The following is a 13,035-nucleotide window of genomic DNA, read 5'->3' on the forward strand; positions in this document are numbered from 1 at the left end:
ATGGCAGATGTAATTGAGTTAAACGGCCTGACCAAAAGCTATGGAAAAACATTTCATGCCCTCCAGGATATAAACCTCACCATTCAGGAGAACAAAATTTACGGACTGCTTGGGCGTAATGGTGCGGGAAAAACTACACTGCTTCATCTCATTACAGCTCAGCTCTTCCCCACGTCAGGAGAACTTAAAGTGTTCGGCGAAGCGCCGTATGAGAATAAGGAAGTCCTTCGGCAGATTTGTTTTATTAAGGAAAGTCAAAAGTATCCGGATACGTTTCGAGTACGAGATGTACTCTCGGTAGCCTCTTCCCTTTATCCTAACTGGAACGCATCCCTGGCTGATTCCCTAGTTTTACAATTCAACCTGCCCCCAAATCGAAGAGTCAAAAAACTATCAAGAGGCATGCTTTCTTCTGTTGGCATCATTATCGGTCTTGCGAGCCGTGCTCCGCTTACCATCTTTGATGAACCTTATCTTGGGCTTGATGCTGTAGCTAGACAGTTATTCTATGACCAGTTAATTCAAGACTATATGGATTATCCCCGCACCATTGTTTTATCAACGCATCTTATTGATGAGATTAGTGCCATGCTCGAACAGGTGATTGTACTTCATCAGGGGAAGCTTTTGCTAAATGAGGAAGCAGAACAATTTCGAGGATCGGCTTTCCATGTTAGCGGCAAGCAGTCTGATGTAGATCACTTCGTTATAGGAAAAGAAGTGCTTCATCAGGAAGAACTCGGCTTTATGCGTAGTGTTGTCGTTCGAACAACTGACCAAAAAGACTTCCGCAAACAAGCGGAATTAAACAACATCAGTCTTGCTCCTGTCTCTCTGCAACAACTCATGGTGTATTTGACCAAACAAACGAACCGGGAAGAGGTGCATTAAGTATGCCAACGATCAAAACCGTAATGCGTACCCATCTTGTTGATTATTGGTTATGGCTTATCGTTCCCCTCATTGTGCTTATGAGTAGTTTTGTAGTTAATTTGATCATCAGTATATCGATTGGTTCATTTACGACCGGAGGACTGTTATCAATCTATGGGTTCATGATGAGTGTAGGAATTGCGGTAATTCCCATGAATTTCTCATTTTCACTGAGTTTCGGTATTCGACGTAAAGATTATTTCCTAGGTACAATCAGCATGTTTCTTCTCTTCAGCCTGCTCTATTCCACTGCACTTACCATCGTTAGAGAGATAGAACAGCTTACTTCAGGCTGGGGTACAGGGCTGCATTTTTTTGATGTCCCTTTCCTCAGCAGTCTCTCCTTCCTGCATCTCGCCCTGCTGAACTTTGTCGTCATTTCTCATCTGTTTCTATTCGGTTTCGTTATGTCGAGTATAGCGAGAAGATTCGGGAAACTGGTCTTAATAAGCTTGATCCTGCTCATCGTCATTGTCTTGGGTGCAGCAAGTGTCCTCGTGACTTACTGGCAATATTGGGACGATTTCGGCAAGTGGGTCATGACCTACCAGACGGATATTATCTGGTTCCTCGCTCCTCTTACTTTGCTGTATGCTTTCCTATCCTACGTATGGCTGCGAAAATCCACGATCTAATATATACGCAAAAAGAAGCATCCCATATAGACGGGAATGCTTCTTTTTTTTGAAATATTACGAAATAACGATAAACGATAACCGTTAAACGATAAGGTATTCTCGCTTGCTTAAGCAGGCAGATTTGGTTTCTTTGGTTCCCCGGCTCCTCGCTGCGGTTTAGGCAGGTTACCGAACAGAATCCAGGATTTAGAGAAGTGAGATGCCAAACCAACCACAATATATGATCCGATTAGCGCAAGCAGGAATCCACCGACATACCATAAGTGATGAAGGATCGAAATTCCGGTTTGCGGCGGGAATTCACGATAAACAAGCAAGAAGAATGGGTGAATTAGATAGATCCCGAAGGACAATCCACCAATCTTAGACATCGTACGTACCAGAGCGCTCTTACCGTTGCCGTATAGCAGGAAGGCAATCTGGAATAACACCAGCGCTGCCGAGAACGTATGGATATTCCACAGGAATTCATACCAAAGGGAATCATAGACAGCAATCCCTTTACGGTTCAAGTACCAGATATACACATGTGCTAGACCTGCACAGATCCAAACAATCCATAGCATCGTCCATGCTGTAACTTTTCCTGGTGTAGCGTAGCTTCTTCTGATAACAATCCACTCTTTAATCTTAGGGAAGTACACACCCAGACATGCACCGAGCATGAAATAGGCAAAGTACGATAAAGACCAGCTGCCTTTATTTGCCACGCTGATTACACCGTATTTATTCATAAGAATAAATCCCCACTGAATGGCAAGTCCGATCGGAACTGCCCATTTAACGAGAGAAGGTACTTTTTTGAATAAAGCGAGTACCAGTGGGAACATAATATAAAACTGCATATTAATAAATACAAAATATAAATGAGTGTACGCTTTACCCGTAAACAACTTAGTAGTAAAACTTACGATCGTATCGATCAGAGAACGATCCGGATAGTACACAACGTGTAAAATTAGAAAATAAAACAATGAGAACATAAAGTAAGGAATTAGAATGTAGAGCAATCTCTTCTTATAAAAACCAAGAACCAGTTTCTTATCTAGCGGCCTAGTATAGTAATTATAAAACAACACAAAACTACTTAAGAAAATAAACGTCGGTGTACCAAACTTCATGAAAATATTGAAAAAGTTGTACAGCCAGTACATACCCGAATTCACCATATCTACGGTAGCAAAAGAAGTCGAGTGTACACTTAGTACACCAAGAATTGCTATGCATCGTACAAGATTAAGCTCGGGCAAACGTTCCCTTTTTTCAGCTGTCATTGTTTGACTCATTATATTAACTCCTTGGGTTTAGTTTATTGATTGATAGAGACGTTCCATTCGACCGGCTCAAAATCACTTTATCTATAGTAAAACTTCTGAAAACAATTTACATTAAAAATCCCTTAACTTAATAATAATAACAGAATTATTTAAGGATTTGGACAAATTACGATAACATTTATTCCAAATGTATCCTAAATAATAATAAAAATGGATTTTATAATCTGTAGCTCCTATGTATTTTGACATGAAAAAGCCGCCTTTACGGCGGCAGAAACATACGCTGAGCAGCTGCATCTTACGGACGACCCTCGCTTAGAAGCTAACTACAGATCACGAAGTTTATAATGCAGCTGGCACAGCAGATTCTGAATCTTTTGAAGCGGGCTGCTCCACGAGCGCATGACGGCGCCAAGCACCGTTTTTCCAGCGATAATGCATGATAAAGGCACGAATCCATTCATCCACTGCGTTTGCTACCCATACACCTAAGATTCCCATCTCTAAATGGAAGACAAACCAATAACCGAGCGGAAGACTCACGCCAACCATAGAGATCAGCCCCATATACACTGGGAAACGAGCATCCCCTGCTGCACGCAAGGAATTAATCATAATCATGTTACACGTTCTTGCTGTTTCCAGTACGATACTGAACAAGAGTACTTGAGAACCTAATCGGATAATCTCTGCGTTATCCGTGAAGATCCCCATCAGCGGCTCCCGAAGCAGAATAATAATAATATCTACGGTTATCGTGGAGATAAGGCCGATTTTCACACTTTTCTTCACTCTTGCGTAGGCTTCATCCTGTTTTCCTGCCCCGACGAATCGTCCTGTCAGAATCGATGTTCCCAGCGATACAGCCATACTAAATAAGTAGATATAATTAGAAATCTGGGCTGCATACTGCCGTGTAGCAAGTGATTCTGTTCCGAGATAAGTCACATAATACAGAAAGACAAGCTGACACATTTGATACGTAATTTGTTCAAAGGCGGAAGGAATACCGATGTTCAGTATTTTTTTTACATAATCTTTGGAGATCATGAAATAATGTCTCCATTCAATCCTTACGGCCATAACTTTATAAAGTAACCAAATGAAGATCGCGACACAGACCAGCCTGCTGAGTACGGTCGAGATGGCTGCTCCTTTTACCCCCATCGGACTGAATCCAAAATGACCAAAAATGAGGGCATAGTTACCGACTAAATGAATGAGATTCATTACAAGTGAGACAAGCATGGTCTGCTTGGTGAAACCATAGGTACGAATAATCGTGGACATAATATTGATCAAAGCTTGTAAGAAGATGCCCCCGCCGACAATCGTTATGTAGGTATTCCCGAGTTCCAGGATTTCGCCATGAAGATTCATGAGTTGTAAAATATGGCGGCCGCTGAATACAAAAATAACACTAATGATGAGTCCGACACATAAGTTAAGTGTAATCGCTACGGCAGATACGCGAGATGCTTCCGCAAGTTTTCTCGAACCAATATACTGAGCTACCACAATGGCTGCTCCATTCCCAATCACCTCAAGAATGAGGATGGCAATCGATACGATCTGATTGGACGTCCCTACCGCAGATACAGCCTCATCGGATACGGCACTGATCATAAAGGTATCCACGGTACCCATCAGCATAAATAACATAATTTCTAGAAAGATAGGCCAGGTTAATGAAAAAAGATTGAGATTTTCTGTCTTAAGAACACGCCCGTCGGCTGCTGTTGTCATAGATTCACCTTCAGCTTAGTAGTAAATGTTTATATTTTCATAAAATTACGTAAATTTTTCTGAAACAAACCGTATCTTAGCATAAAATTTTCATATATGCACGATAATTTACCATCTTTTTTTAACACGCGTAAAAGAAGATAAGCAGCCTTCTCGTCTTGCCTCTAGCCATATATATTTTCTCGATATGGTTTAGTTCTCCCCCGGGGTGGTTATTTCTGAATAAAAGCACTTATAGATTGCGGCAGTCTGTCATCACGCAAACCACATCCTTTATGGTGTGCTGTAGTAAGAGAATGATACTAATGAGAGGGGGGCGGTCGTATGATAAAACGCAATCATACTATGATGCAATTCTTTGAATGGCATGTAGATGCAGATGGAGCACACTGGAAACGTCTGTCTGAAAGAGCTCCTGAGTTAAAGAAAAAAGGAATCGATTCCGTCTGGATCCCTCCTGTCACCAAAGGCAGTTCACCCGAGGATACAGGCTACGGAGTATATGACCTTTATGATTTAGGCGAGTTTGACCAAAAAGGTACGGTGAAAACCAAATACGGCTCTAAAGAGGATCTGCTGGAAGCCATGGGAGTCTGCACTCAAAATGGAGTTGGGGTATACGTAGACCTTGTTATGAACCATAAAGCAGGGGCAGATGAGACCGAACGGTTTCAAGTCATTGAGGTCGATCCGAACAATCGTACGAAGGATATCTCAAAGCCATTTGAAATAGAGGGATGGACCAAATTTAATTTCCCTGGCCGTGGAAATACGTACTCCTCATTCAAATGGAATCATACCCACTTTAATGGAACAGACTACGATGCTTCCGAAGATCGAACTGGTATTTTCCGAATAGCCTCAAATGAAGAAGGCTGGGACGAAAATGTAGATGATGAATTTGGAAATTATGATTACCTGATGTTCGCTAACATCGACTATAGAAAACCAGAAGTTCGCGAAGAGATGATTAACTGGGGAAAATGGATGATTGATACCCTTCAGTGTAACGGATTCCGCCTGGATGCGATTAAACACATCAATCATGATTTTGTTAAACAGTTTGCCAATGAAATGATTAAGAAAAGAGGGCAGGATTTCTATATTGTAGGCGAGTTCTGGAAACCGGATCTTGCTTCCTGCCAAAAATTCCTTGATACTGTCGATTATCAAATTGATCTGTTTGATGTTTCACTCCATTACAAACTTCATGAAGCTTCGCTTGCGGGTAAAGCATTTGATCTAACAACGATTTTTAATGATACGCTTGTTCAAACCCACCCTACCCATGCGGTTACCTTTGTTGATAACCATGATTCTCAGCCGGGAGAAGCGCTCGAGTCCTGGATCGATGACTGGTTTAAACCAAGTGCATATGCACTGATCTTGCTCCGTCAAGGCGGATACCCATGTGTATTCTACGGAGATTACTACGGCATTGGCGGAGACAATCCGATTCCTTCGAAGCAAGCGGCGATTGACCCTCTGCTAGCCGCAAGATACCATCATGCCTACGGCGACCAAATTGATTATCTTGATCATCCGAATACCATTGGCTGGGTAAGATGCGGTGTCGCTGAAATCCCTCACTCCGGCTGTGCCGTCATTATTGGTAACGGAGAAAATGGAGAAAAGCGGATGTGTGTCGGTAAAGAACGTGCTGGGCAGACTTGGTATGACATTACAGGTAACCAAGAAGAGACGCTTACGATCGAAGAAGATGGCTGTGCCAACTTTACCGTCAAGGGCGGAAGTGTCTCTGTCTGGGTGGAACAAGTTAAAGATCAGGAATCAGACGATCAGAAGCAAGAGTCGGAAGCTTAAAAATGAGGCAAAGAAAGAGGCAGACCTTGATTTACAGGTCTGCCTCTTTCTTATTGTTCTTTGAGCTCAGGATCGATAAGATCCGCCGCTGCTGTATTTTCATCCATCCAATTATCGATGATTTCCTGCGCCTCTGCTAACCCTTGATCACTTAGCATGTAGTACCAGCCGTACTGGTTATTCTCACCTTCACCCTTCAGCATGTAACTGCTCATCTGGGGAACGGATCCTTTCTCATACAACAATTCCGCCAGATCAATAATAAAATCGGAGGTCATGTCTGTCTTCATATTCGAACTCGCAATATCCATTAACTGCGGGATTTTTGTAATATTACCTAGCGATAAAGCACGCTCTGTCGCTTGCTTGATAAAGATTCGCTGGCGTTCTGTTCGCTTATAGTCCGAATCCTCACGATATCGTACATAGTTCAAGGCATCTTCACCGTTATAGATCGGTTTGTTCGGCTCAATTCGGAGCTTTATGTGGATCCTTTGTTTGTTCTCAATAACTTCGGTAATCGGCAGTTCCACTCCACCAAGCGCATCAACTACTTCTACCAGTGCTTGAAAATTCACTTTTGCATAATAATCAACATCCGTTTGCAACAGCTGTTCTACGGTCTCTACGCTCATCTTCGTTCCCCCGAAGGCATAGGCTGCATTGATTTTATTTCTCTTTTCTTTCCCTGCAATCGGAACATACGAATCACGAGGCAACGACATTAATAACATTCGGTGCTCTTTCGGGCGGAATACCGCATAGATCATCGTATCTGATCTTCCGACATCCCCTACCCTTTCATCTACACCCAGCAGCAGCATGCTGAAAGGTTTTGTCAGCTCGTCCTGATTTTCTTCATTTCCAGCCGGCCCCGTCACCTTAATCGGTTCGTATGCATTATCGATTCGGCCTTTTACTGTGTCCTCCAAAAACAGCTGAAATGCCACAGCAACAAGTTCTTTACGAAATGCAAACCCCATCGTTCCTATAAGCAAGAGAATGATCGCTGTAATAATCAGAGGTTTCTTTGATTTCGGTTTTTTCTTTTTTTTGTTCTGATGTCGTTTACTCCGCGTCAACGGGTATTCTTCCTGGTCACTCATGTACTTCTCCTCTCTGCACTCTTTTTCTTTTTTTCGACAAATGCGAACTATAATTTCAGGTTTTGATTGCATTTATACTAATAAGATTATGTACAGTTCTGCTTACAAAGGGATAACGCAATTACTATACTACAAGTTTCCATAATAAGGAATATCATTTTGGTGACAATGTCGAAATCTTGCTTTCCTATTCCAAAATACTGCTCTACATGCCAAGGAAGCCTATAATAAGAAATATAGCGGAGGTGTAGAGTAGATGCGGGAACAAAGTGAACTTTTTGAAAAGGTGTATCAGGCTGTATTAGAGCGCAGTGATCGATACGACGGAATCTACTATACAGCGATTCGGACAACGGGCATCTATTGCCGCCCTTCTTGCCGCTCTAGGACGCCAAAACCCGAAAACGTAACAATCTACTCGGCTGTAAAAGCAGCAGAGCGAGACGGTTATCGTGCCTGCAAACGATGTCAGCCGGACATCAAAGAACTGCACAACCCGGATAAGGGGATCTCGGATCGCGTCACATCCTATATCGATCACCATTACTCAGAGTCTGTGAGCTTAAACCGCTTGGCTGATGAGATCAAAGTTAGCCCCTATCATCTTCAAAGAGTATGTAAAAGAGTAACCGGGCTCACCCCCGCAGCATATTTGCAGAAAGTACGACTGGATAAAGCAAAAGAGGAACTCCTAAGAAGCGACCTGGAAATTCGAGAAATTGCTGACCTTATCGGGTATAAAAGTACCTCTCACTTCATTGCTGTCTTCCAGAAAGAAATCGGTCAAACACCGCAGCATTACCGACAATCGAGCGAAAGAAGGGATACACCGTGACCCCTGTCTATTGGACGAAGGTTCAACATGATTTGTTACAAAATCAATGTTTATATCTAGCAGCAACCGAACAAGGAATCTGTAAAATCAACTGGCCTTCAGAGAACTGGGAGGCATTCGAGTCTTGGATTTATCGCCACATCCCAGATGCTGCACTGCTTAAGGATGAACAGCAGCTTGAACCTTATACAACACAGCTTACAGAGTATTTGAATGGAGAAAGATCAGAGTTCTCTGTACCCCTTGATCTTCGCGGAACTGCTTTTCAAATGGAAATATGGAATGCACTACAGCAGATTCCTTATGGAGAAACACGCAGCTATTCCGATATCGCAAACCATGTCGGCAGAGCACAGGCGGTCCGTGCTGTCGGCACAGCGAATGGAGCAAATCCCGTTCCCATGCTGGTTCCTTGCCACCGGGTTATCGGTAAGAACAAGAACCTCACCGGGTTTCGCGGAGGACTCCATTTCAAGGAAGCACTTCTTACACTGGAGGGATATCATGACTACACCCGAAAAGGACATGCCCGTTTTGAATTCTAACGATCGTCATATAGTGGCCGGGATATCAGCAAATCACATAGCAACAGAGAGAAAACTTATGTTGCCTGAACCTTTTAATTACTCAGAAGTTCTCTATTACCTGAACCGTTCTACACTCGAATGCCTGCATGAAGTGGAAGAAGAACGAATCTACAAATCACTGGATATACAGGGCAGACCTATTCCAATAGAAATTCGTTATGAGGCTTTATCCCATGCTCTATGTATCCGCTGCCTATGTGCAGAACCGGTCTCTGTAGAAGAATGGAATCTCATCTTCCTTTTTATAGAGGAATGGTTTGATCTTCGGAGAGATCTTGTTCCTTTCTATCAACTGGCTGAGGATGACCCCCTGCTCGGTCCACTGGTTCAATCTTTGAATGGACTTCGAATTATCGGGGTTCCTGATCTGTTCGAAGCTCTGTGCTGGGCTGTCATAGGACAGCAGATTAATCTTACTTTTGCCTATACGCTGAAGAAACGGCTCGTTGAGACTTTTGGGGAGACTTATGAGTGTAATGGAAGAACCTATTACCGATTCCCTTCGCCGTCGGCATTACTTGGTAGTAACACCCTAGCCACTCTAAGAGAATTGCAATTTACTACCAAGAAGGCAGAATATATGGTGGATATCGCTGGGCGGGTCGTGCGTGGAGAATTACAAAAAGAAACACTGCTGGCTTCGGGATATGAGGCAGCGGAAGAGACACTGCTTCGCATCAGAGGGATTGGTCCATGGAGTGCACATTATGTTATGATGCGCTGTTTGCGTAATCCAGCCGCCTTTCCCATAGGAGACGCAGGACTGCATGCAGCTCTGAAGAAACAACTGGGTCTGTCCGCTAAGCCCACTCCAGCTGAGATTAAATCTATTTTCGAACCTTGGAAAGGTTATGAAGCTTACGCTGTATTCTATTTATGGCGAAGCCTTACGTTATCGTGAGTACAAGAAGAGCGCAGCGAGGTTTACCTGCTGCGCTCTCTTTTACCTGTGGCTTGATTTACATCCTTATGCTTGAACTACAGAAGCAAGCTTGTTCACAATGCCGCTCCAGCCTTGATCCATACGATCACGAACCAGACTGTGATCTTCTCCGAATGAAGTTTTCTCCCCGGATTTCCAGCCGCCATGGATTAAAGTAAATTCGGTCTGTCCTTCCTTTTCTTCCAATTGGAAAGTGAGCAGCCAATCTTTATCCCAAGTAAAACTCAGCATATTCGGCGGATCGATCTCCGTTACTTTACATTTCGATTTACCAAAAGGCCCTGCTTCAAGAATAAATTCATGACCAAGCACAGGTTCAAAGGTACTTGGCATAAACCACTGTGCAATTCCCTCTGCTGTAGAGACCTGTTTCCACACCTTCTCCATGGGTGCATCCAGTAGAATGGTTTTTCTAATTTCGGGCAATGATGTTGTCATAAGTCGCTCCTTTTACAAATAGGTTTATCGTTTACTAGTAAAGAATGCGGCAATTATAGCACCTTTTGGTTGCACGTCAATGGATCTCAAGTGGTTTTCTAATATTGTGCAACCCCTTTTCCAGATTTATGCATGAGGGCAGGGTTCGTGATAAACTACATCTATAAAAGTGAACTACATAGGAGCTGATGTAACGTGAAAAAGGACTTAATAAAAAGACTAACGAGCTATGTACGTGTGGACACCCAGTCGGATGAGAACAGTGAGACTTGCCCTACAACTCCAGGACAGCTCGAACTTGGACGTAAACTAGTAGAAGAGCTGCACTCCATCGGCATGCAAGAGATAAGTATGGATGATAACGGTTATGTGATGGCCACACTTCCTTCTAACACGGACCATGATGTTCCTGTAATCGGATTTCTAGCTCACCTAGATACGGCCACTGACTTTACAGGAAAGAATGTAAACCCTCAAATTATAGAGCAGTATGATGGCGGAGATATTACGCTGAACGAGGAACAACAGATTATTATGTCTCTAGAAGATTTCCCAGAGCTTGCAGGTTATAAAGGTCATACGCTAATTACAACGGATGGAACGACTCTCCTTGGTGCAGATAACAAAGCAGGAATTGCCGAAATTATGACTGCCATGGAATACCTGATCACTCATCCAGAGATTAAACATGGGAAGATCCGGGTTGCCTTTACACCCGATGAAGAGATCGGCCGCGGGCCGGAGCGTTTTGATGTAGGGGAATTTGGTGCAAAATATGCCTACACCGTTGATGGAGGGCCGCTTGGTGAACTGGAGTATGAGAGTTTTAATGCCGCAGCGGCAAAAATTATTTTCAAAGGCAAAAACGTCCACCCAGGTACTGCGAAGAATAAAATGGTGAACTCCGCCAAAATCGCAATGGAGTTTCACGCAAGACTTCCTATTCAAGAAGCACCGGAGTTTACGGACGGGTATGAAGGATTCTACCACTTGTCTTCTGTTAAAGGAGATGTGGAAGAAACCGAACTGAATTATATTATTCGTGATTTCGATCGAGAGCATTTTGAAGCACGGAAAGCGAATCTGGAGCAGATCGCCAGAATCCTTCAGGCTGCCTACGGCGAGGAACGAATCCAGCTACAAATCCGTGACCAATACTTCAATATGCGCGAGAAAATTGAGCCGGTGAAATTTATCGTAGATATTGCCGGAGAAGCTATGAAACAGCTCGATATTGAACCTCATATTGTACCGATTCGCGGGGGAACCGATGGTTCTCAATTATCTTACATGGGACTGCCGACACCGAATATTTTTACAGGCGGAGAGAACTTTCATGGACGTTATGAATATGTATCCGTAGATCATATGGAGAAAGCTACTCAGGTCATTATTGGAATTGTTCAGCTATTTGAGCAGCGCGGAGAATAAACAGATTTGATGGATTTTAAAAAAGGGCGATAGATTACCTGTTCAAGGTAATTCATCGCCCTTTTTATGGTTTTTTGCCCACTAGAAGAAAGTCATTGCCTGTGTGAATGCTCAAGCATCTGCCCCTTCTTTCTCAAAAATCGCATGATTCTCAAGGAAAAGACGCTGCGCTGGTACCGCAAGTTTAACGCCTTCTTCTTCCAGGATCCGCAAGATTTCAAAGTTAATGGATTCAAGCACTTTCATGTGTTCCACCCATATGGTTGTATACGTAAAAAAGTAAAAAAGAATTGTGATTTGGTCTTTGGTCATCTCTTTAAGCCGAACCATGTACAAATCATGATCGATACCTTCATGGTTCTCAATGTATTCCCGCAGTCGATTCACTGCATTCTCCAGCTGGACGCGATCCGTATCAATAGCGACGCCAAGATCAAAGGTCACCCGTCTTTTTCCCATCCGACTCCAGTTCGTAATGGCCGCTTTGGCCAAAATATTGTTCGGGATAATCACAATGGAATCGGCGAATGTTCTTATTTTGGAACTGCGAAAAGAAATATCTTCAACCATGCCTTCTACCGCATCTGTACGTATCCAATCCCCTTTGGAGAAAGGCTTTTCCGTAACGATAATAATACCGGCAATGAGATTGCTTAGTGTATCTTGTGCTGCCAAGGCAACCGCAAGACTTCCGAGACCCAGCCCGGCAACCAAGCCGTTCACACTGTAACCCCACTCTCCCATGATAATCGTAATCGTCAGAGCGATCACCATAAACCGCAGAACCTTGGACAGGAAAGGAATAATCATATCTGATTCCTCGACCCCAAGTTTACTGGTCATTCCTGCAAAAAAGCGGGAAGAGCGTCCTGATAAATTATAAAAGGCCCACCCAATAATGATAATAAATCCAGTACGGACAAGTCCTTGAAATAGCGGCCAACTTGCTCCGCCATCGGCAAAATAAATACGGACTGCTCCTGATATCCCAACCAGCGTCATTAAAGCTCTGGCTGGTCCATGAAGTAATTGATAAATACTATCCCATTTCTGGCTGAATATTCGTTTTAATAGATGAAATAACTTCGTCGAAGTCCACTTATTAAATATCGTAAATACAAATAAAAAGAGCAGAGAGATCGCAAGTCTAATCCATTTAATCTCACCGATAAACTCAGTGATCCCACTAAAAAAGTCCAAAACATTCCCACCTTTGCTGCTTGTTCATCGTTGTCATAAGAGAATACTTGACCTATTGTAACAAAAGACAACCCCCA

The 13,035-nt window shown here is 43.1% G+C and carries 12 protein-coding genes; 7 read left to right on the forward strand and 5 right to left on the reverse strand.

Annotated features, from left to right (window positions below; genetic code table 11):
* Together PV403_RS10295 and PV403_RS10300 are read left to right on the forward strand one after the other, a co-directional pair.
* Positions 1 to 891 carry an ABC transporter ATP-binding protein gene (locus PV403_RS10295; RefSeq protein WP_213530745.1) on the forward strand — a complete coding sequence of 297 codons (891 nt, stop codon included), beginning with the start codon at positions 1 to 3 and terminating at the stop codon, positions 889 to 891.
* A 2-nt stretch (positions 892 to 893) separates the two neighbouring features.
* Positions 894 to 1,568 (forward strand): hypothetical protein, encoded by a 675-nt coding sequence (locus PV403_RS10300; RefSeq protein WP_213530747.1) that lies wholly within the window; start codon positions 894 to 896, stop codon positions 1,566 to 1,568.
* 110 nt (positions 1,569 to 1,678) lie between these two features.
* Here the strand turns inward: PV403_RS10300 and PV403_RS10305 are convergent, their stop codons facing one another.
* Complete coding sequence (locus PV403_RS10305) at positions 1,679 to 2,857, reverse strand: acyltransferase (protein ID WP_332084516.1); 1,179 nt, start codon at positions 2,855 to 2,857, stop codon at positions 1,679 to 1,681.
* Between the two features lie 333 nt (positions 2,858 to 3,190).
* Positions 3,191 to 4,594: an MATE family efflux transporter gene (locus PV403_RS10310; RefSeq protein WP_332084517.1), complete on the reverse strand. Its 1,404-nt coding sequence runs from the start codon at positions 4,592 to 4,594 to the stop codon at positions 3,191 to 3,193.
* Positions 4,595 to 4,921: 327 nt separating this feature from the next.
* On the opposite strand from PV403_RS10310, the gene PV403_RS10315 reads away from it, so the two are divergent.
* The gene (locus PV403_RS10315; RefSeq protein WP_332084613.1) at positions 4,922 to 6,418 is read left to right on the forward strand and encodes an alpha-amylase; all 1,497 of its coding nucleotides are present in this window, start codon (positions 4,922 to 4,924) and stop codon (positions 6,416 to 6,418) included.
* Between the two features lie 50 nt (positions 6,419 to 6,468).
* Here the strand turns inward: PV403_RS10315 and PV403_RS10320 are convergent, their stop codons facing one another.
* Positions 6,469 to 7,524, reverse strand: coding sequence for an LCP family protein (locus tag PV403_RS10320; RefSeq protein ID WP_213530753.1), 1,056 nt, complete (start codon positions 7,522 to 7,524; stop codon positions 6,469 to 6,471).
* Positions 7,525 to 7,780: 256 nt separating this feature from the next.
* Between PV403_RS10320 and PV403_RS10325 the strand changes: the two genes are divergently transcribed.
* From PV403_RS10325 to PV403_RS10335, 3 genes are read left to right on the forward strand one after another with little or no spacing between them, the layout of a single operon-like run.
* On the forward strand, positions 7,781 to 8,359 hold the full coding sequence (locus tag PV403_RS10325; protein ID WP_332084518.1) for a bifunctional transcriptional activator/DNA repair enzyme AdaA: 579 nt from the start codon (positions 7,781 to 7,783) through the stop codon (positions 8,357 to 8,359).
* Entirely contained in the window at positions 8,356 to 8,904 is a 549-nt protein-coding gene (locus PV403_RS10330; RefSeq protein WP_332084519.1) for a methylated-DNA--[protein]-cysteine S-methyltransferase, read from the forward strand. The genes PV403_RS10325 and PV403_RS10330 overlap by 4 nt, the downstream gene beginning before the upstream one ends.
* On the forward strand, positions 8,864 to 9,847 hold the full coding sequence (locus PV403_RS10335; protein ID WP_332084520.1) for a DNA-3-methyladenine glycosylase 2: 984 nt from the start codon (positions 8,864 to 8,866) through the stop codon (positions 9,845 to 9,847). Before PV403_RS10330 ends, PV403_RS10335 begins: the two co-directional genes overlap by 41 nt.
* 66 nt (positions 9,848 to 9,913) lie before the next feature.
* On the opposite strand, the gene PV403_RS10340 is transcribed toward PV403_RS10335, so the two are convergent.
* Positions 9,914 to 10,327, reverse strand: coding sequence for an SRPBCC family protein (locus PV403_RS10340; RefSeq protein ID WP_332084521.1), 414 nt, complete (start codon positions 10,325 to 10,327; stop codon positions 9,914 to 9,916).
* A gap of 195 nt (positions 10,328 to 10,522) precedes the next feature.
* On the opposite strand from PV403_RS10340, the gene pepT reads away from it, so the two are divergent.
* Positions 10,523 to 11,758, forward strand: coding sequence for a peptidase T (gene pepT / locus PV403_RS10345; protein ID WP_332084522.1), 1,236 nt, complete (start codon positions 10,523 to 10,525; stop codon positions 11,756 to 11,758).
* A gap of 111 nt (positions 11,759 to 11,869) precedes the next feature.
* Here pepT and PV403_RS10350 read toward each other — a convergent pair whose 3' ends face one another.
* On the reverse strand, positions 11,870 to 12,958 hold the full coding sequence (locus PV403_RS10350) for a mechanosensitive ion channel family protein (protein WP_332084523.1): 1,089 nt from the start codon (positions 12,956 to 12,958) through the stop codon (positions 11,870 to 11,872).
* Between the last annotated feature and the right edge of the window lie 77 nt (positions 12,959 to 13,035).

Source organism: Paenibacillus sp. GYB006 (assembly GCF_036577645.1).
Taxonomy (GTDB): Bacteria; Bacillota; Bacilli; order Paenibacillales; family Paenibacillaceae; genus Paenibacillus.

Coding starts and splice junctions, on each gene's coding strand:
- PV403_RS10320 (WP_213530753.1), bottom strand. CDS start 7,524: ATGAGTGACCAGGAAGAATACCCGTTGACGCGGAGTAAACGACATCAG.
- PV403_RS10310 (WP_332084517.1), bottom strand. CDS start 4,594: ATGACAACAGCAGCCGACGGGCGTGTTCTTAAGACAGAAAATCTCAAT.
- PV403_RS10325 (WP_332084518.1), top strand. CDS start 7,781: ATGCGGGAACAAAGTGAACTTTTTGAAAAGGTGTATCAGGCTGTATTA.
- PV403_RS10295 (WP_213530745.1), top strand. CDS start 1: ATGGCAGATGTAATTGAGTTAAACGGCCTGACCAAAAGCTATGGAAAA.
- PV403_RS10300 (WP_213530747.1), top strand. CDS start 894: ATGCCAACGATCAAAACCGTAATGCGTACCCATCTTGTTGATTATTGG.
- PV403_RS10305 (WP_332084516.1), bottom strand. CDS start 2,857: ATGAGTCAAACAATGACAGCTGAAAAAAGGGAACGTTTGCCCGAGCTT.
- PV403_RS10340 (WP_332084521.1), bottom strand. CDS start 10,327: ATGACAACATCATTGCCCGAAATTAGAAAAACCATTCTACTGGATGCA.
- PV403_RS10335 (WP_332084520.1), top strand. CDS start 8,864: ATGACTACACCCGAAAAGGACATGCCCGTTTTGAATTCTAACGATCGT.